Origin of the sequence: Rhizobium sp. AC27/96 (assembly GCF_001692325.1) — a bacterium.
Classification (GTDB): domain Bacteria; phylum Pseudomonadota; class Alphaproteobacteria; order Rhizobiales; family Rhizobiaceae; genus Rhizobium.
The window spans coordinates 20328-36638 of record NZ_LXKN01000014.1 but is presented as its reverse complement, the minus strand read 5'-3'; the positions used below and the strand labels follow the sequence as shown (position 1 = coordinate 36638).

Annotated in this window: 19 protein-coding genes; 14 read left to right on the top strand and 5 right to left on the bottom strand. The window is 60.1% G+C overall.

Features of this window, described 5'->3' with window-relative positions:
• The first annotated feature begins 162 nt into the window (after positions 1–162).
• The 13 genes from A6U86_RS11805 to A6U86_RS11745 all read left to right on the top strand — a co-directional run bounded on the left by A6U86_RS11805 (position 163) and on the right by A6U86_RS11745 (position 11362).
• Complete coding sequence (locus A6U86_RS11805) at positions 163–786, top strand: acyl-homoserine-lactone synthase (RefSeq protein WP_068390975.1); 624 nt, start codon at positions 163–165, stop codon at positions 784–786.
• Between the two features lie 10 nt (positions 787–796).
• Entirely contained in the window at positions 797–1774 is a 978-nt protein-coding gene (gene trbB / locus A6U86_RS11800) for a P-type conjugative transfer ATPase TrbB (RefSeq protein WP_068390974.1), read from the top strand.
• On the top strand, positions 1764–2147 hold the full coding sequence (locus tag A6U86_RS11795; protein ID WP_068390972.1) for a TrbC/VirB2 family protein: 384 nt from the start codon (positions 1764–1766) through the stop codon (positions 2145–2147). The genes trbB and A6U86_RS11795 overlap by 11 nt, the downstream gene beginning before the upstream one ends.
• Entirely contained in the window at positions 2140–2439 is a 300-nt protein-coding gene (locus A6U86_RS11790) for a conjugal transfer protein TrbD (protein WP_068390971.1), read from the top strand. Before A6U86_RS11795 ends, A6U86_RS11790 begins: the two co-directional genes overlap by 8 nt.
• Positions 2440–2449: 10 nt before the next feature.
• On the top strand, positions 2450–4900 hold the full coding sequence (locus A6U86_RS11785) for a conjugal transfer protein TrbE (protein ID WP_068390970.1): 2451 nt from the start codon (positions 2450–2452) through the stop codon (positions 4898–4900).
• Entirely contained in the window at positions 4878–5675 is a 798-nt protein-coding gene (gene trbJ / locus A6U86_RS11780; protein ID WP_068390959.1) for a P-type conjugative transfer protein TrbJ, read from the top strand. The genes A6U86_RS11785 and trbJ overlap by 23 nt, the downstream gene beginning before the upstream one ends.
• The gene (gene trbK / locus A6U86_RS11775) at positions 5672–5872 is read left to right on the top strand and encodes an entry exclusion protein TrbK (protein ID WP_068390957.1); all 201 of its coding nucleotides are present in this window, start codon (positions 5672–5674) and stop codon (positions 5870–5872) included. Before trbJ ends, trbK begins: the two co-directional genes overlap by 4 nt.
• Positions 5866–7044: a P-type conjugative transfer protein TrbL gene (trbL, locus tag A6U86_RS11770; protein WP_068390955.1), complete on the top strand. Its 1179-nt coding sequence runs from the start codon at positions 5866–5868 to the stop codon at positions 7042–7044. The genes trbK and trbL overlap by 7 nt, the downstream gene beginning before the upstream one ends.
• 20 nt (positions 7045–7064) lie before the next feature.
• Positions 7065–7727: a conjugal transfer protein TrbF gene (locus A6U86_RS11765; RefSeq protein ID WP_068390953.1), complete on the top strand. Its 663-nt coding sequence runs from the start codon at positions 7065–7067 to the stop codon at positions 7725–7727.
• A 16-nt stretch (positions 7728–7743) separates the two neighbouring features.
• Entirely contained in the window at positions 7744–8556 is an 813-nt protein-coding gene (gene trbG / locus A6U86_RS11760) for a P-type conjugative transfer protein TrbG (protein ID WP_068390948.1), read from the top strand.
• Positions 8557–8559: 3 nt separating this feature from the next.
• Complete coding sequence (gene trbH / locus A6U86_RS11755; protein WP_068390946.1) at positions 8560–9000, top strand: conjugal transfer protein TrbH; 441 nt, start codon at positions 8560–8562, stop codon at positions 8998–9000.
• An 11-nt stretch (positions 9001–9011) separates the two neighbouring features.
• Complete coding sequence (gene trbI, locus A6U86_RS11750; protein ID WP_068390943.1) at positions 9012–10307, top strand: IncP-type conjugal transfer protein TrbI; 1296 nt, start codon at positions 9012–9014, stop codon at positions 10305–10307.
• Between the two features lie 350 nt (positions 10308–10657).
• Positions 10658–11362, top strand: coding sequence for an autoinducer binding domain-containing protein (locus A6U86_RS11745; protein WP_068391193.1), 705 nt, complete (start codon positions 10658–10660; stop codon positions 11360–11362).
• A gap of 3 nt (positions 11363–11365) precedes the next feature.
• Here the strand turns inward: A6U86_RS11745 and A6U86_RS11740 are convergent, their stop codons facing one another.
• A complete protein-coding gene (locus A6U86_RS11740) occupies positions 11366–11689 on the bottom strand; it encodes a transcriptional repressor TraM (RefSeq protein ID WP_068390940.1) in 324 nt (107 codons plus the stop codon).
• Between the two features lie 217 nt (positions 11690–11906).
• On the opposite strand from A6U86_RS11740, the gene A6U86_RS11735 reads away from it, so the two are divergent.
• Positions 11907–12113, top strand: a complete 207-nt coding sequence (locus tag A6U86_RS11735) for a helix-turn-helix domain-containing protein (protein ID WP_068390937.1) — start codon at positions 11907–11909, stop codon at positions 12111–12113.
• Positions 12114–12208: 95 nt separating this feature from the next.
• Here A6U86_RS11735 and A6U86_RS11730 read toward each other — a convergent pair whose 3' ends face one another.
• From A6U86_RS11730 to traF, 4 genes are all read right to left on the bottom strand, one after another.
• Positions 12209–13774, bottom strand: coding sequence for a Fic family protein (locus A6U86_RS11730; RefSeq protein WP_068390935.1), 1566 nt, complete (start codon positions 13772–13774; stop codon positions 12209–12211).
• Positions 13775–13977: 203 nt separating this feature from the next.
• Positions 13978–14589 carry a TraH family protein gene (locus A6U86_RS11725; RefSeq protein ID WP_068390932.1) on the bottom strand — a complete coding sequence of 204 codons (612 nt, stop codon included), beginning with the start codon at positions 14587–14589 and terminating at the stop codon, positions 13978–13980.
• Between the two features lie 11 nt (positions 14590–14600).
• The gene (locus A6U86_RS11720) at positions 14601–15764 is read right to left on the bottom strand and encodes a conjugal transfer protein TraB (protein ID WP_068390929.1); all 1164 of its coding nucleotides are present in this window, start codon (positions 15762–15764) and stop codon (positions 14601–14603) included.
• Positions 15754–16251 (bottom strand): conjugative transfer signal peptidase TraF, encoded by a 498-nt coding sequence (gene traF, locus A6U86_RS11715; RefSeq protein WP_244509885.1) that lies wholly within the window; start codon positions 16249–16251, stop codon positions 15754–15756. Before traF ends, A6U86_RS11720 begins: the two co-directional genes overlap by 11 nt.
• Between the last annotated feature and the right edge of the window lie 60 nt (positions 16252–16311).

Genomic DNA, 16311 nt, shown 5'->3' with positions numbered 1-16311 from the left:
ACAATGCCCCCGCTTTTATATGGGGGGACAAGACCGCCCTCGATCGCTCTTTATCGCTTGTCCTGGCCGACTCGTGTGAGTGCGACTTGTAGGATCCTACAACTGCCCGCCCATCCAGATTTGTGCTGATTTCCCCGTCGACCAACAACGTCGGAGAAATTCATGCAGGTTCTCGCCCTCTCAACACCCAGGACAATCCAAGAGGCGCATCTCCTTCAAATCCACCACCAGCTTCGTGCGCGGGTCTTTTCCGATCGCCTGGGTTGGGAAGTCGAAGTATCGGCTGGGTGCGAGTCGGATGGTTTCGACGCGCTTCGGCCGACCTATGTTCTCGCCATCGCTGAGACCGGCCAACTGGTGGGGTGCGCGCGGCTCCTTCCTACGCTTGGTCCGACAATGGTGGCGAACGTTTTCCCGTCGCTTCTCCCCGACGGTCAACTTAACGGTCACGCCGCGATGATCGAGAGTTCTCGTTTCTGCGTCGACACGGCCCTCGCGGAGGGAAGGGGCGACGGTTCCATCCATGAGGCCACGCTGACCATGTTCGCCGGCATCATCGAATGGTGCATGGCGAATGGCTACACCGAGATTGTCACGGTGACCGATCTTCGATTCGAGCGGATCCTTGCTCGCGTCGGATGGCCGCTGCAGCGTTTGGGCGAGCCCAAGAAGATCGGCGTGACGATGGCCGTGGCGGGCACGTTGCCAGCCAATGCGGACACGTTCCTCAGGCTCCGTCCTTCCAATTACCGTTCTGATCTCACCCCTCTCAGCCAGGCAGCGTAAGGAGAAATCCGTGAACCAGCTTCGCTCTCACCCTCGGCTCGTCCGCAAACTTCAGGAGGCGCTCGGCGATCAGCTTTGTGTTGCCCTGGACGACGCAAATGTCGTCGAGATCATGCTCAATCCGGACGGAAAACTGTTCATCGAACGCCTCGGTCACGGCGTTGCGCCTGCTGGCGAGATGTCATCCGCTGCCGCGGAGATGGTCATTGGCACAGTGGCGCACGCGCTTCAGTCAGAGGTCGACACGGAACAGCCAATCATCTCCGGCGAGCTGCCAATTGGCGGCCACCGCTTTGAGGGTCTGTTGCCCCCAATCGTCGCCAAGCCTGCCTTTACCATTCGGCGCCGCGCGTCACGCCTCATTCCGCTCGAAGATTATGTCCGTACCGGCGTCATGACCGAATACCAGGCGTCGACGATTCGCAGCGCGATCTCCGCGAGGCTAAACATCGTCATTTCCGGGGGAACGGGCTCGGGCAAGACGACGCTTGCGAATGCGGTGATCGACGAGATCGTCAAATCTGCGCCGGAGGATCGTCTCGTCATTCTTGAGGATACCGCGGAAATTCAATGCACTGCCGAGAACGCAGTTCTTCTCCATACCAGCGACACGATCGACATGGCGCGGCTCTTGAAGAGCACTATGCGACTGCGTCCCGACAGGATTGTGGTTGGCGAGGTCCGCGACGGCGCGGCCCTGACCCTGCTCAAGGCTTGGAACACTGGCCATCCCGGTGGAGTGGCGACCATTCACTCGAACACTGCCATGTCGGCGCTCCGTCGCCTTGAACAACTGACGGCCGAGGCGAGCCAACAGCCAATGCACGAGGTGATCGGCGAAGCGGTTGATCTCATCGTGTCCATTGAGCGGACGCCGCGCGGACGGCGCGTGCGCGACGTCATCCAGGTCGAGCGATTCGTCAATGGTCAATACGAGATCGAATCCGATCAACTCACGGAAGAACAGGAGGCGCGCCATGTCGCGTAAGAACGCACTGATCGCCATAGCAATCCTTGCAGCGCCGATCGTATTAGCCTCCGTCGCGCCGGCGCTCGCGAGCTCCGGCGGCAGCCTCCCCTGGGAAGGACCGTTGCAGCAAATCCAGGAGTCGATCACCGGCCCGGTCGCGGGCGCGATTGCGCTTGCGGCCGTGGCTATCGCGGGCGGCATGCTAATCTTCGGCGGCGAGCTCAACGATTTCGCCCGAAGGCTTGTCTATGTCGTTCTCGTCGCCGGCATCCTGCTCGGCGCCACCAACATCGTCGGCCTGTTCGGCGCAACCGGCGCCTCGATAGGACTGACGAGCGAGCAGCTCAACACGAACGACTCGACCGGAGGAGGGGAGCGAACTCATGGCTAACTCCCTTTCCGGCCTGCAGCGCAACCGCATCCACCGCGCGCTTTCGCGCCCGAACCTGCTGATGGGCGCCGACCGGGAGCTGGTGCTGATCACCGGTCTTGCCGCCGTCATCCTGATCTTCGTGGTCCTGACCGCTTATTCGGCGCTCTTCGGGATCGCCGTGTGGATCGTAATCGTCGGACTTCTCAGGATGATGGCGAAGTCGGACCCGCTCATGCGACAGGTCTATATCAGGCACATTTCCTACAAGCCCTACTACAAGGCAACCACTTCGCCTTGGCGTCGCTATTGAGGAGACCGCCATGGTAGCTCTCAATCGCTTCCGGGTGACCGGTCCATCCTTTGCGGATCTCGTTCCCTATGCCGGCCTCGTCGACAATGGTGTTCTCCTCTTGAAGGACGGAAGCCTGATGGCCGGCTGGTATTTCGCCGGTCCGGATTCTGAAAGTGCGACCGACCTCGAACGCAACGAGCTGTCGAGGCAGATCAACGCCATTCTCTCGCGGCTTGGAAGCGGCTGGATGATCCAGGTCGAAGCTATCCGCATTCCGACGGTCGACTATCCCACAGAAGATCGTTGCCATTTCCCCGACCCGGTGACCCGCGCGATCGATGCCGAACGGCGCGCACATTTCGCGCGCGAGCAGGGACATTTCGAGAGCAAGCATGCGCTGATCCTGACCTACCGGCCGCTCGAGTCCAAGAAGACTGCTCTCAGCAAATACATCTATTCGGATGAGGAAAGCCGGAAGAAGTCCTACGCGGACACGGTTCTCTTTGTGTTCAAGAACGCGGTGCGAGAGCTTGAGCAGTATTTCGCCAACACACTTTCGATCCGGCGAATGGAAACCCGCGAAACGGTCGAAAGGGGAGGGGAGCGAATTGCCCGATATGACGAGTTGCTCCAGTTCGCCCGCTTCTGCATCACAGGCGAGAGCCATCCGATCAGGCTTCCCGATGTTCCCATGTATCTCGACTGGATCGCCACGGCTGAGCTTGAGCATGGACTGACGCCAAAAGTCGAAACCCGTTTCCTTGGCGTCGTTGCGATCGACGGCCTGCCCGCCGAAAGCTGGCCTGGTATCCTGAACAGCCTGGATCTCATGCCGCTGACCTATCGCTGGTCATCGCGCTTCATCTTCCTTGATGCCGAGGAAGCTCGTCAAAAGCTCGAGCGCACGCGAAAGAAATGGCAACAGAAGGTCCGGCCGTTCTTCGACCAGATATTCCAGACACAAAGTCGATCCGTCGACCAGGACGCGATGACCATGGTGGCCGAGACTGAGGATGCCATCGCGCAGGCCTCGTCGCAGCTGGTTGCCTACGGCTACTACACGCCGGTCGTCGTGCTCTTCGACAGCGATCGCGAAGCACTCCAGGAGAAGGCCGAAGCGATCCGCCGGCTGATCCAGGCGGAAGGCTTTGGGGCACGGATCGAAACGCTGAACGCCACCGACGCCTACCTCGGCAGCTTGCCGGGCAACTGGTATTGCAACATCCGCGAGCCGCTGATCAACACCAGCAATCTCGCCGACTTGATTCCGTTGAATTCGGTCTGGGCCGGAAACCCGGTCGCGCCATGCCCCTTTTACCCGGCGAACTCCCCGCCCCTGATGCAGGTTGCGACCGGTTCGACAGCGTTTCGCTTGAACCTGCACGTCGATGACGTGGGTCATTGCCTTATCTTCGGGCCGACTGGTTCGGGCAAATCGACGCTGCTTGCTCTGATCGCCGCACAGTTTCGGCGGTACGAACATGCGCAGATCTTCGCCTTTGACAAAGGCAGTTCACTTCTTCCCCTAACTCTTGCTGCCGGTGGTGATCACTATGAGATCGGCGGCGAGAATGCGGAAGAGGGGAGGGCGTTGGCCTTCTGCCCGCTCTCTGATCTCAAAAGTGACGCCGACCGGGCTTGGGCGACAGAGTGGATCGAGATGCTGGTCGGTCTGCAGGGCGTGACGATCACCCCTGATCATCGCAACGCCATCTCTCGGCAAATCGGACTAATGGCGAGCGCATCCGGTCGCTCACTGTCGGATTTCGTCAGCGGCGTGCAGCTGCGCGAAATCAAGGACGCGCTGCATCACTACACCGTCGACGGGCCGATGGGCCAGCTTCTCGATGCCGAAGAAGACGGCCTGACGCTCGGCGCCTTCCAGACCTTCGAGATCGAGCAACTGATGAACATGGGCGAGCGCAATCTCGTGCCAGTGCTGACCTACCTGTTCCGGCGGATCGAGAAGCGTTTGGATGGGTCGCCAAGCCTGATCGTCCTCGACGAGGCGTGGCTGATGCTTGGCCACCCAGTTTTCCGCAGCAAGATCAGGGAATGGCTCAAGGTGTTGCGCAAGGCGAATTGCGCAGTCGTTCTGGCGACCCAATCAATCTCCGACGCCGAACGGTCAGGGATTATCGACGTGCTGAAGGAATCCTGCCCCACCAAGATTTGCCTTCCGAATGGTGCCGCTCGAGAGCCGGGGACGCGGGAATTTTATGAGCGTATCGGTTTCAACGAGCGCCAGATTGAGATCGTCTCAACAGCGATCCCGAAGCGCGAATACTACGTCGCCACGCCGGAAGGCCGTCGTCTCTTCGACATGTCGCTCGGACCCGTTGCGCTGAGCTTCGTAGGAGCTTCCGGGAAGGAACACCTCAAGCGCATTTGCGCATTGAAATCCGCACATGGCCACGACTGGCCGATCCATTGGCTTGAATCGAGAGGAGTTTACGATGCCGCATCGCTACTCAAATAAATGGATCGCCTGCTTGGCGGCCACCGCCATCACGATCGTAAGCGCAGGTTCGGTGCAAGCCGGTACGGCCACCGGCGCTGCGACGGAATGGACGCAGCTCGCCAACAATGCGCAACTCGTGGACCTCATGAAAAGCTCCGGCATCCAGGTCGACAACCAACTGACGCAGATCAGCCAGCTTGCTGAGCAGATCCAGAACCAGCTCAAGATCTACGAGAACATGCTGCAAAACACTGCGCAGCTTCCTGATCATATCTGGGGGCAGGTCGAAGGCGATCTCAACCAGCTGCGCAGTATCGTCGACCAGGGTCAGAGTATCTCATTTTCGATGGGCAACGCTGACGACGTTCTTCAGCAGCGCTTTCAGAGCTACGCCGATCTCAAAACCAACCTGCCTGATAACGCGACGTTCTCCTCGACCTACCAATCCTGGTCGGACACCAACCGTGACACGATCGCCAGCTCGCTGAAGGCTGCGAGCCTCACGGCCGACCAGTTCGATAGCGAGGAAGATACGATGTCCTCGCTGCGGTCGATGTCCGAAACGGCGGACGGGCAGATGAAAGCTTTGCAGGTCGGCCACGAGATCGCCGCTCAGCAGGTTGCCCAGATGCAGAAGCTTCGCGGTCTCGTCTCGCAACAGATGACGATGATGGGAACCTGGCTGCAGACCGAACAGACCGACAAGGACCTGGCGCAGGCGCGGCGGGAAAAGTTCTTCAACGCCGAGGTCAAGAGCGTTCCGGAAGGCCAGAAAATGGAGCCGCGTTGGTGAGCCGCCCTGTCCTGGTTGCCATATTGCTCGCCGTCGCCGCCGCATCGTCGGCTGCGACCGTTCTGATCGTTAAGTCCGGTGACGCAGGTAAAGCCGCGCTCACCGATGAACAGCGTGCTGTCCGGGAAAAATTCTTCGGCTCCGACAAAGAGTTGCCGCCGGTCAAGGATGGTCAGGAGATGCGCCCAAGATGGTGAAGCCCGCTGTCACACGTTCACTCCTGATAACTGGTCTGTTCTTCCTCGCCTATGCTCCCGCATTTGCGCAGGAGGGGCAGGTCCTCACGGAACTGGAAAACCAGGTCTCCTCCGCCGCGAAGGGCTGGGAGACCACTATCATGGATGCGGCGAAATCCCTTTTCTGGATCCTCGCAACGATCGAGATCGGCATTGCGGCCGTCTGGCTGGCGATCCAGTCAGCCTCGCTGGACAGCTGGTTCGCCGAACTGGTTCGGCGGATCATGTTCGTCGGATTCTTCGCGTTCGTTCTGACCCAAGGTCCGAGCTTTGCGCGGGCGGTGGTCGACAGTCTTTTCCAAATTGGCGCCGGCGGCGGTTCAGCTTCGCCCGCCGAAGTGTTCGATGCCGGCATCCGCGTCGCCTCGCAAATGTCGCAACAGGCGCAGTTCGGTGTGTTCGAGGATAACGCCCTCGCGATCGCCGCCGTTCTCGCCATGGGCGTCGTGGTCATATGCTTCTCGCTCGTCGCCGCGATTTTCGTGTCGGTGATGGTGGAGATGTATGTCGGCCTGCTCGCCGGCATGATCATGCTCGGCCTGGGCGGTTCTTCCTTCACCAAAGACTTTGCTGTTCGCTATCTTGTGTACGCCTTCGGCGTCGGAATGAAACTGATGGCGCTGGTGATGATTGCAAAGATCGGGTCACAGGTCCTCTTGGGTCTGGCCAATGCCCCGACCGCATCCTCCGACCAGTTTGTCACCACCCTGGCCATCGCCGGTATTTCCGTCGTGGTCTTCATCATCGCCATGTACGTGCCGAACATCATCCAAGGTGTCGTCCAGGGTGCGTCCGTCACCGGCGGTATGGAGACAATCCGCCACGGCGGGCAGGCGGCGTCCTTCGCCGCGGGCGCTGGATTCTTGGCAGCCGGCGCTGCCGGCGCGGGTTTTGCGGCGGCCCAAGCCGCACGAGCTGGCGGTTCATCCGTCGCTGGTGCTGCCCTGCGGGGGATAGGCGCAAGCTTCAGTTCCGGCGCGCAAGCAGCGGGCGCGGCCGCCAAGGAAAAGGCAATCGGCTCTCCCGGTGCCTATGCGGGGTCCATCCTCGGACTAGCCAACGCCAAGCTCGATGAACAGCGCAGCGGTCACAGCGGCCCGAAGCCTCCTCCCGAACGCAACGACAAACCATAATCGAGACAAGGGAAGAATAAATGGCAGCGAACCGCGCCCCTGATAATCCGTATCTTGCCGCCCGCCAGGAATGGAACGAGCGCTACGGCACATATGTGAAGGCTGCTTCCGCATGGCGGATCGTCGGCATTCTCGGCCTGGCGATGGCCGTCATCGGCTTCAGCTACGCGATGTACCTAAGCACGCAGGTCAAGCTCGTGCCTTATATCGTTGAGGTCGACAAGCTGGGGACGGCGGTCACGGCAGGCTTCCCGGAGCAGATCGAATACGCCGATGTCCGCGTGGTTCGCGCCACACTCGGCAACTTCGTGACAAGCTTTCGCTCGATCACGCCGGATGCCGTGGTGCAGAAGCAATATATCGACCGCACATACGCTCTTCTTCGCACGTCCGATCCGTCGACGGAGAAGGTCAACGCCTGGTTTCGAGGCAATTCTCCATTCGAGAAGGCGAAGTCTTCGACAGTTGCCATCGAGGTCAACAACATCGTGGCGCTTTCGAACCAGACCTATCAGATCGACTGGACGGAATACGAGCGAGACCGCAAGGGCAAGGAAACCGGCACACGCCGTTTCCGCGGGATCGCAACGGTGACGCTCACCGCGCCGCAGGATGAGGCGACGATCCGCCTCAATCCGATCGGCCTCTATGTCCGGGATTTCGACTGGACGGCACAGCTTTAAGGGCAGGGATTTCTCAATGCAAAAGACAGGATTGATCGCAGCCGCCGGCTGCATGGCCGGACTCGCCTTTGTGGTGAGCGCGCAGGCGCAAAGCATGACGAGCAACGAGGTCAAGGGCACGAATATCTCCCGGAAATGGCGCGGCACACCGGGCCTGGTCACAACGGGACCGGACGGCAAAGTGATTTTTCTGTTCGGCGAGACCCAGCCGTCCGTCGTCTGCTCGCCGCTGCAGGTCTGCGACATCGAGCTTCAGGGCGGTGAGATCGTTCGCGACGTGCTCGTCGGCGATACGGTGCGGTGGAAAGTGGAGCCGGCCACCTCGGGGGCGACAGGCGGGCAGGCCATCCATCTGATTGTCAAACCGTCGGAGCCAGGTCTTCTCACCTCGATGGTCGTGACGACGTCACGGCGAACCTATCATATCCAGCTCAAGTCCCATCCCAGCCAGTACATGGCGCGCGTTGGTTTCGAGTACCCCGAGGACGCTTCCACCAAACTCGCCGATATCAACGCCCGTCTCGAAACGGGCGGCATTCCCGGCACTGCCCCGGACAAGCTGAACTTCTCCTACTCGGTGAGCGGCAGCGCTCCCTGGAAGCCGAAGCGGGTCTATTCGGATGGAGTGAAGACCTACATCCAGTTCCCGATGTCGATCTCAGGTCAGGATGCGCCGGTGCTCTTCGTCGTCTCCGGCGGTCAGAACCGTATCGTCAATTACCGGATGAAGAACGACATGATGACCGTCGACTATGCGATCGACAAGGCGATCCTCGTTTCGGGGGTCGGCTGGCGGCAGCAGAAGATCACCATCCGGCGGCGAGGCTGAACCATGCGCAAGCTCCTCGCACTCTTCATCGCGGCCGCACTTCTCTCCGGTTGCCAAACGGCCGACGACGCAATGACCACCAGCTCAACCCCGGTCACCGTCACCGGACCCGCGGCAAGCGCGATCGCCGGTGACCTGGCAAGTCGTCTCGCCGAGCAAATCGGCCCGGCCAGCGCTGCGACGGCGATCAAGATGGAAAAGGAGCAGTCGGAATTCGCGACCGCCCTCGAAGCGGCATTGAAGGGGTGGGGATATACCGTCGTCACCGACGGCAAAGTCGCCAAAGACGTCAAGCCGGTCGAACTTGCTTTTGCCGTCGAGGGCTTCGATGGGCAGGTTTTTGCGCGCGTTTCGACGCCTTCCATCGCTCTTGGCCGCGCCTATACGCCAACGGCGGCCGGCGCCACGCCGGCCAGTCCGCTTTCGATCATGCAGCGCAACTGACGGAGGGGAATATGGTCCAGTCGCTCCAACTTGGCGCGCCAGCCCAGGCCGACGATCAGAATGGCATGCGCCGGCTCAACCGCCTGCCGATCATCATCGCCATCATCGTCGTCGCGCTCTTCGTTGGCGTCGTCGTGATCGGCCTGTCGCTGCGGGGGCTGTCCTTCCATCGCGGCGACATCTTGGGGGCTTCCAACACCCCTGCGACCAACTTCGGCGACCAGCTCAAACGGGGTGTCCCCGACGGCATCATCGGCGAGCCGGAGAAGCAGGAAGTGTTTCAACCGACCCCTGTCGTTGAGCAGAAGGTCGAGAAACAGGAAACCGTCGTTGAACGCCGGCCGAATGACCGACAGGAGAGACGCTCGACGCTCGAATCCGAGGAGGAGTGGAAGGCTCGGCTGAAGCGGGAGCAGGACGAACAGTATATCCGGGAAGCGCAGCGCCAGCGTATGGCTCGCCTCCAGGCTCGCGCTACGGCGCTGGATTCGCCGCTAAAGGTAGACATCGGAGATGTCGAGAAGGCGACCTCCACCAATGACACCGGCCGCCGGCCGACAAATGCAGCCGTGAACAGTGCCTCGGACCTTTATGCCGCCGCCATGAAATCCGGCCTGATAGGACAAAACGTCGACCAGAACGGGCAGACATCGAAGGAGGATTTCTTCAATCAGGACATCAAGGACCTCGGCTACCTGCCAAACCAGGTCGTACCGCAGATGTCGCCCTATGAACTGAAGCGCGGGTCGGTCATTCCCGCCACCTTGATCACCGGCCTCAATTCCGATCTGCCAGGGCGGATCACCGCCCAGGTCAGTCAGAATGTCTACGACAGCGCAAGCGGCTATCGCCTTCTCGTCCCACAAGGCGCAAAGCTCTTCGGTCGCTACGATTCCAAGGTGTCTTTCGGGCAGGAACGTGTTCTCGTCGTCTGGACGGACCTTATTTTCCCGAATGGGTCGACCCTGCAGATCGGCGGCATGGCTGGCACGGACGCCGAAGGATATGGCGGCTTCCAGGACAAGGTCGACCGCCATCTTTGGAGGACTTTCGGTTCTGCAGCGCTGGTGGCTATTATTGGGACCGGGATCGATATGTCGATGCCTGAGAGTTCGACGCTTGCGACGCAGGACACGGCTTCCGATGCAGCACGGCGGAATTTTGCCGAATCTTTCGGTCGGGTCGCGGAGCAGACTATCTCGAAGAACCTGAACGTTCAGCCGACGGTTCGCATCCGTCCCGGCTACAAGTTCAACGTTCTGGTAGACCAGGATATCATCTTTCCGTCAGCTTACAGCGGGCGCTAACGCATTTTGAACGCTGCGATTCCGGTCTTTTCGTCGTGCGGAGCCGTCCCGTCAGCAGCTCCCGAAAATCAGCTCGCGCTAAAATCTCTCCTCAAATTATCATCTTTTAAGTCGTGGGGGCTTGAATACCCGGTAAAGGTGAGTAGACCTATCAGCTGCGACGATCGTGGATATGCTTCGTATAGAAGGCAGCTGCGTTTTCATCGGCAACGAATGGGGACACGGAATTCGCAGCCACGGTCCGATGTTCCGTATGGCTCCGGCTGGCCGAACGGTGGCACCATGTAACTCGCGGCGCGTGGAAGGCGCGACGGGTGGGAGGCTCGCAGCTGCGCAAGAGGAGACAGTCCGTGGACGGAGACCTTCGCTCTTTAATCGATATGACGGAAGCTGCGCACGATGAACGCATGATCAAGGGCGCCCTGAAAAGCTTCGCAAACTCCCATGGCTTCGAACGTTTTGCGTTTCTTCAGACCGAGGGCCTGGAAATCCGCACATTCAACTCCTATCCGGAGGAATGGCAGGATATCTATCTTGGCAGCCAGTATTCGCGCATCGACCCCGTCATCACGGAAGCCAAGCGTCGCATGGAGATGTTCTCCTGGACGGCCGATGATTGGCCGGCTCGCGGCGCCTCGGAGCTCAGACGGTTTCGCGACCAGGCGATCGAGCATGGCATTCGCAGTGGGCTGACGATTCCGGTCGAAGGGAGTTTCGGGTCGACGATGATGCTGACCTTTGCCTCGTCGGAGAAGAAAGTCGAGAAAGCCAAACTGCTGGACGCTCAGAAAGCTGTCCGGACGGTCCTTGCGATCCATTACCGCCTGAAGATTATCGCTTCGACGACGATCATCGCTCCGAAACGGCTCCTCTCGCCAAGGGAAGCGATGTGCCTCATGTGGGCAGCGAAGGGCAAGAGTGCACCGGAAACCGCCATGTTGACGGGGATCAACGCGCGTACAGTGCAGCACTACCTCGATAAAGCGCGCGAAAAGCTCGACGCGGCAACCGTTCCGCATCTCGTCGCAATCGCCAAAGATCACGGGTTGGTTTGAGCGTCATTCATCGCTATCCGACGGAACGTCGGGGATGTAGCCGAGCGCGTCGATGATTTCCGAAAGCTCCTCCTGCTGGGCTTCGGATTTCTTTTGGCGCGCGGCATATTCATGCTGCAAGCTTTCGAGCACGGCGCTCGAAACCGAGGGGTCGGCGGCCGCGCGGGTCCATTCCTCATAAACGGCTTCGTCGGCGACGATAAGCCGGCGATGCTCCAGGATTGCAGATATAGCAAGCGCCTCAAGCTCTGATTTTTCCATTGAACGGAAACAGGATCCCATCGGTTTTGTTTCGTCGTTCGTCTCGGATGAGTTCACGTCCTTCATCCGCTTCCCCTTAATTTTTTCATTTGCCGCTCGAAAGCCAAATCCTGGTGAGCATTGTACCGCATAGGCCATAACTGCACGGCCTGTCTTTCAGAAGTTCATATACCCTATATCCCAAGGTAACTTGTGACGGCCTGGACGAGCAATATCATGCGCCGAGACGAATCGGAACTATAGTTCCTGGAACAATAGTTCCGATTCAGGTTCCGCTCGCGTCATGGATCTCAAGGAGGTCATGGCGACCAATATGCGTCGAATCCGTCATGGCAAAAAATTGACGCAGGAGGAAGTGGCCCACCGTACCGGCCTCAGCGTCCGCCATGTCGGAGCAATCGAGCGTGCCGAAATGTCCGCGACCGTCACCGTCCTTGGACAAATCGCAGAAGCACTGGGTGTCGAACCTGCCGAGCTCGTGACGAGATGAGAAGACTCGCGCGTGGGCTCCTCGTCCGGTGCTTTGGCCGGCCTTGAGGCCGCTCGCAAGGAGCCGCCAGGTATGATGACCCGAACGGACCTGCTCTAATTGCCTTTCCCCCCGACCCAGGCTCCCGTGGATGGCGGTGGGGCCTTGACGAGTTCGGACACAAAGGTCGTGAGCGGCACGATGTTCTCGTGCTGGCTCGCCTCCTCAAGGGCGTTCATGTACTCATCGCGTCGTGTCACCGGTATCACGGTCCAAGGTGCTCCGCTTTCGGCCAGTAGCGCGTTCATGATGAAGCGCGCTGTCCTACCGTTCCCGTCCGGGAATGGATGGATGTAGGTGAAGAGAAACGGCGCGAGGATTGCTTTCACGCGCGGATCGGATTCCTCAGAAATGCTCTCGAATAGCGCATCCATGGCGTCAGCGATTGCGTGCGGCGGCAAGGGGACATGCGACGATCCCCGCAGATAGACATTGTGCGACCGATAGCCAGCCAGTTGATGCGCCTTGATGATGCCCGCGGTCACCGAGGGGCTGAACATGGCACGAAACCAGTCCTGGTGCCGTGCCTCGAGCAGTTCACCCGTGGGCGCGCCATCGAGGATCTTCCCGATATCCTCGCGAACTTCCTCGAAGGCCAGTCGGTATCCCTTGGCGGCGAGCGCATTCTTCGTTTCGTGATCCCGGGCGTCCGCGTCCGGCTCCCAATTGCCATCCTGCACCCGCTGAATCAGCTCTTCGGAAACTTCGTATCCCTCGATCGAAAGCGAATTCAGCGCGTCAGCCACATAACGCTCATCGATGTCGGCGATATATCCGGCGCGATCGTTGATCCGTACCTGCTCGAATCCGATGTGATCGAGGGCGTCTTTTCCCATTTTCGCCCAGAGGTTCTTGATCCGGGTGGCCGCCGGCGCCTGAACTCGTCGAGCATCCAGCGTGATCAGGTCAACCGTCGGATCGAACGGGTTGTCTTCGTGCGGGGTATAGCCGGCCGACTCCAGCGTCTTCATGATCGTATCTGCGTCGCGCGCTCTTCCCAGGTGGCGCAGGGCTCCCGCGATGCGACCGCCGACGTGGCTCCGGCCGCCGTCCAACAGGTATTTCAGCAACGTGTTTGTGCCGCGGATCGAGCCGATGACGGCGATGACATCGGTCGCCGACGTTTTCCACGTCTCCGGCGAGAGGTTGCAGATCGCCTCCTCCATCGGCATCAATCTCAATCGTTCTCTTGTCTCGGCCGGCTCGTTTTCCTTTGAGCGCAGCAGATAGAGCGACGTGTTGCACGGCAGGTTCACGAGCTGATTGTTGGCCTTCGGACTTCGGACTATAACCTGCGCAGGAATGGAATGGTTTTCGGACCACAAAGCCACGGATGCCTCTGCGGAGAGCCGCCATTCATCGGCGAAGCGGTCATCCAGATATCTGGCAACAAACTCCCAATAGACCGTGCTCCAGGCGGCATCGATCCTGTTGTTGGCGGATGGTCGCGATTTCACCGCCAGCCAGCCCCTCATGATTTCCTCAAGGAAGCCATTGTCCTGGAGCCGTTCCCGGTGAACACGGCTTAGTTCCTCGGATTTCACCACCGACCGGGTGCCGTTCTGCGTCACACCCCTCAGCTCAGCTAGGGATGTCGCAAGCAGTTCGTGGGGCTTCGCCATGTTGGCCTCCGGCTACCGTGTGGGCCACTACTTCCGTGCATTGTTGTTGCACTAATTTGGCGCCTTTGAAGAACACTAATTTTGCGCATTGGAACTACACTAATTTCAAGCATTTATCTAACACTAATTTCGTGCGCTCGAAATGCACTAATTTCATGCGCTTCACTTTGGGAACCTCAGCCCGAGGCGAACCTAATTCAATGCTATGGCTGACCTCCAATCCGAGACAGATCGATCCGTATCCCCGCGCGCCCGACCTCCTGCACCGTCTCGGACGCATCTTCTCCTGGTTTCGGTTCGGCGCTCTCTTCCTCGACGGGAGTCCCCTTAGTTTCCTGCGGCACTTCAACCGGTGTTCCGGGATCCTCCGCCTGAAACACGCTTACGCCTTCGAACTCGCCGGTCTTCCATGCGTAGATGGCATCTTCGAATATCTGCGGAAAGACGTCTTTGCTCGTGGGGTTGCCATACCATTTCGCGACGATCCGGAGCACCTTGGCGAACATCGCCGTGCCTTTGCGGAGGTTCTGGCAGGCATCGACGAGGTCCGGTTTGAGATCACTCGCTTCCTTGATGCCAACGCCGGCGGGAAACTGGGTCAGCCCGACGCGGACCACCGCCTGACCAGCATATTGCCGCACGATCGCCATCGCCTCGTCAGCCGAGGCAGCTTTTGGCACGAGGATCAAACGGCCACCGGATTTGACGGTGACGGCGAGGGAATCAGTCGACCCTGCTGATGCCACGAACTGCTCGACGATCGCGGGTTTTAGGGAAGGGTCGGCGCATTCTTTGATCAGGGCTGCGTCCAGCATAGTGTCTCCTTTCAGGTGTTGAAGGCAATGACGAGCGGCTTTGCGAAGAGTTTTGCCCAGGCGGTGGTGGCGGCGCGCTGTATGGCGACGATCGACGTGCCTTCGGTCCACCACCCGTTTCCGATGGCGAGGATGGCGTCCGGATCGTGCAGCATCGACTGCAGGACCGGCCAAACGATCAGTTGCTCGTAGCAGATCAGTGGTGCGGCCTGGCTGGCGACGATGGAGGCAATCGGATTCGCGAAGAAGTCCGCCCGGGCGCCGCCGCTCTCCCCAAACCAGGATCGCCATGGCTGCCACATCGAGCCGGGAACCGGCATGCGTTCGCTGTAGAGGATGCGGCTGCCATTCCTGTCGATCGCAACGAGGACATTATCGTAGCCGTCGGCGTCGATTACGACAGCGCCGGCGATGACAGTGGCGTCGCCATCGGCAAGTGCGCCCGTCCATAGACGCTCCACGGTCGGCGTCCAGAAGCCGAGCGCACTTTCCGGCAACACGACGAAGCGGGCGCCATTGCCGGCTGCGCGGCGCACCGTTGCGATCATGTCACGCTGGCGTTGAAGACCGGTGTCGCGGCCAAGCGAAACGCCCAACTCCAGATCGACGCCGTGCCAGGCTTCCGGTAGCTTCGGGTCGGTCCAGATTGCGGCGGACCACAGCCAAAAGCCCGTCAAGGCGATGGCGACAGCTGGCCAAATGCGGGTTACGAGGCCCGCAAGGCCAGCTGTCATAAGCCCCAGTCCCCACCATCCCCATCCCGGAAACAGTACCCCCGCGGCCGTGACGGGATGCGCCCATCCCGTGATGCCGAACGGCGGGATGGCCATGATGACGGCCGCAAGGAGATAGCGGAACGAACGAATGCCGGCGGTCCCGGTCCACAGGACGGTATGCACGGCGACAAAGCTCAGGGACGCACATAGCCAAAGCAAAAAGCCCGGCCAGATATCCGACGAATAGAAGGTAGCAACGCCCTGTGGCAGACCCCGCAACGCGGCCAGGAAGTATCCGGCCGACACGAGCGCCGCAATCATTCTCGTTCGCGCGATCGACCAAAGAACAGGAAACGCCAACGCGACGGGCAGTAGAGCCACGTATCCGCTCCACCCCACCACGCCGATCGCCATCGAAGCGGATATCAGTAACGCCGATCGAATGTACTCACGGCGCATAGTTGAGGACCTCCTGCGCCAGACCGAGAACGCCCGACGCAGGCACCGGCCCGAAGTAGCGGGAGTCGTAGGAGCCTGGGAATGACGAATGCAGGAAGATATATCCTGGCGGTACGATGCCACTCGGAGACGGCGCCAATGGCCGGCCCTTTCCGTCTCGTGGTGCGAGACTGGAAGAGGAAACCACCCGCCTGTCCACAGTCACTCTGGCGCCGATTTCGACATGCTGTCCTGCGACCGCGATCACCGTCTTGATGAGCGGTGCAACACCGCCCGGGCAGGAACCGGAACGGAGATAGCCACGCGCTCGTGCCACCCCCATTTCCGCAGTTTCCGGTGGGCAAATGAACACCAGGTCGTTGACAGCAACGGGGCGATAGAGTGGTAGAATTCGCCATAGGCCGAGTGGCTCGCTCGGTGTCAGATTGATGCGGTAGCCACCGATGAGGGCGGTGCCGATCGAAAGGATGGCCGCCAATGCGGCCATCAAAATGATCCCGGCCGCTCGTCGCTGTTGCGCGGTCATCGCCCGGCGCGTTCCTGCTCC

What these genes read in the sequence shown, in the direction of transcription:
- A6U86_RS11805 (WP_068390975.1), top strand. Translation starts at nt 163, where the DNA reads ATGCAGGTTCTCGCCCTCTCAACACCCAGGACAATCCAAGAGGCGCAT.
- A6U86_RS11795 (WP_068390972.1), top strand. Translation starts at nt 1,764, where the DNA reads ATGTCGCGTAAGAACGCACTGATCGCCATAGCAATCCTTGCAGCGCCG.
- A6U86_RS11790 (WP_068390971.1), top strand. Translation starts at nt 2,140, where the DNA reads ATGGCTAACTCCCTTTCCGGCCTGCAGCGCAACCGCATCCACCGCGCG.
- A6U86_RS11785 (WP_068390970.1), top strand. Translation starts at nt 2,450, where the DNA reads ATGGTAGCTCTCAATCGCTTCCGGGTGACCGGTCCATCCTTTGCGGAT.
- trbJ (WP_068390959.1), top strand. Translation starts at nt 4,878, where the DNA reads ATGCCGCATCGCTACTCAAATAAATGGATCGCCTGCTTGGCGGCCACC.
- trbL (WP_068390955.1), top strand. Translation starts at nt 5,866, where the DNA reads ATGGTGAAGCCCGCTGTCACACGTTCACTCCTGATAACTGGTCTGTTC.
- A6U86_RS11765 (WP_068390953.1), top strand. Translation starts at nt 7,065, where the DNA reads ATGGCAGCGAACCGCGCCCCTGATAATCCGTATCTTGCCGCCCGCCAG.
- trbG (WP_068390948.1), top strand. Translation starts at nt 7,744, where the DNA reads ATGCAAAAGACAGGATTGATCGCAGCCGCCGGCTGCATGGCCGGACTC.
- trbH (WP_068390946.1), top strand. Translation starts at nt 8,560, where the DNA reads ATGCGCAAGCTCCTCGCACTCTTCATCGCGGCCGCACTTCTCTCCGGT.
- trbI (WP_068390943.1), top strand. Translation starts at nt 9,012, where the DNA reads ATGGTCCAGTCGCTCCAACTTGGCGCGCCAGCCCAGGCCGACGATCAG.
- A6U86_RS11740 (WP_068390940.1), bottom strand. Translation starts at nt 11,689, where the DNA reads ATGAAGGACGTGAACTCATCCGAGACGAACGACGAAACAAAACCGATG.
- A6U86_RS11735 (WP_068390937.1), top strand. Translation starts at nt 11,907, where the DNA reads ATGGATCTCAAGGAGGTCATGGCGACCAATATGCGTCGAATCCGTCAT.
- A6U86_RS11730 (WP_068390935.1), bottom strand. Translation starts at nt 13,774, where the DNA reads ATGGCGAAGCCCCACGAACTGCTTGCGACATCCCTAGCTGAGCTGAGG.
- A6U86_RS11725 (WP_068390932.1), bottom strand. Translation starts at nt 14,589, where the DNA reads ATGCTGGACGCAGCCCTGATCAAAGAATGCGCCGACCCTTCCCTAAAA.
- A6U86_RS11720 (WP_068390929.1), bottom strand. Translation starts at nt 15,764, where the DNA reads ATGCGCCGTGAGTACATTCGATCGGCGTTACTGATATCCGCTTCGATG.
- traF (WP_244509885.1), bottom strand. Translation starts at nt 16,251, where the DNA reads ATGGCCGCATTGGCGGCCATCCTTTCGATCGGCACCGCCCTCATCGGT.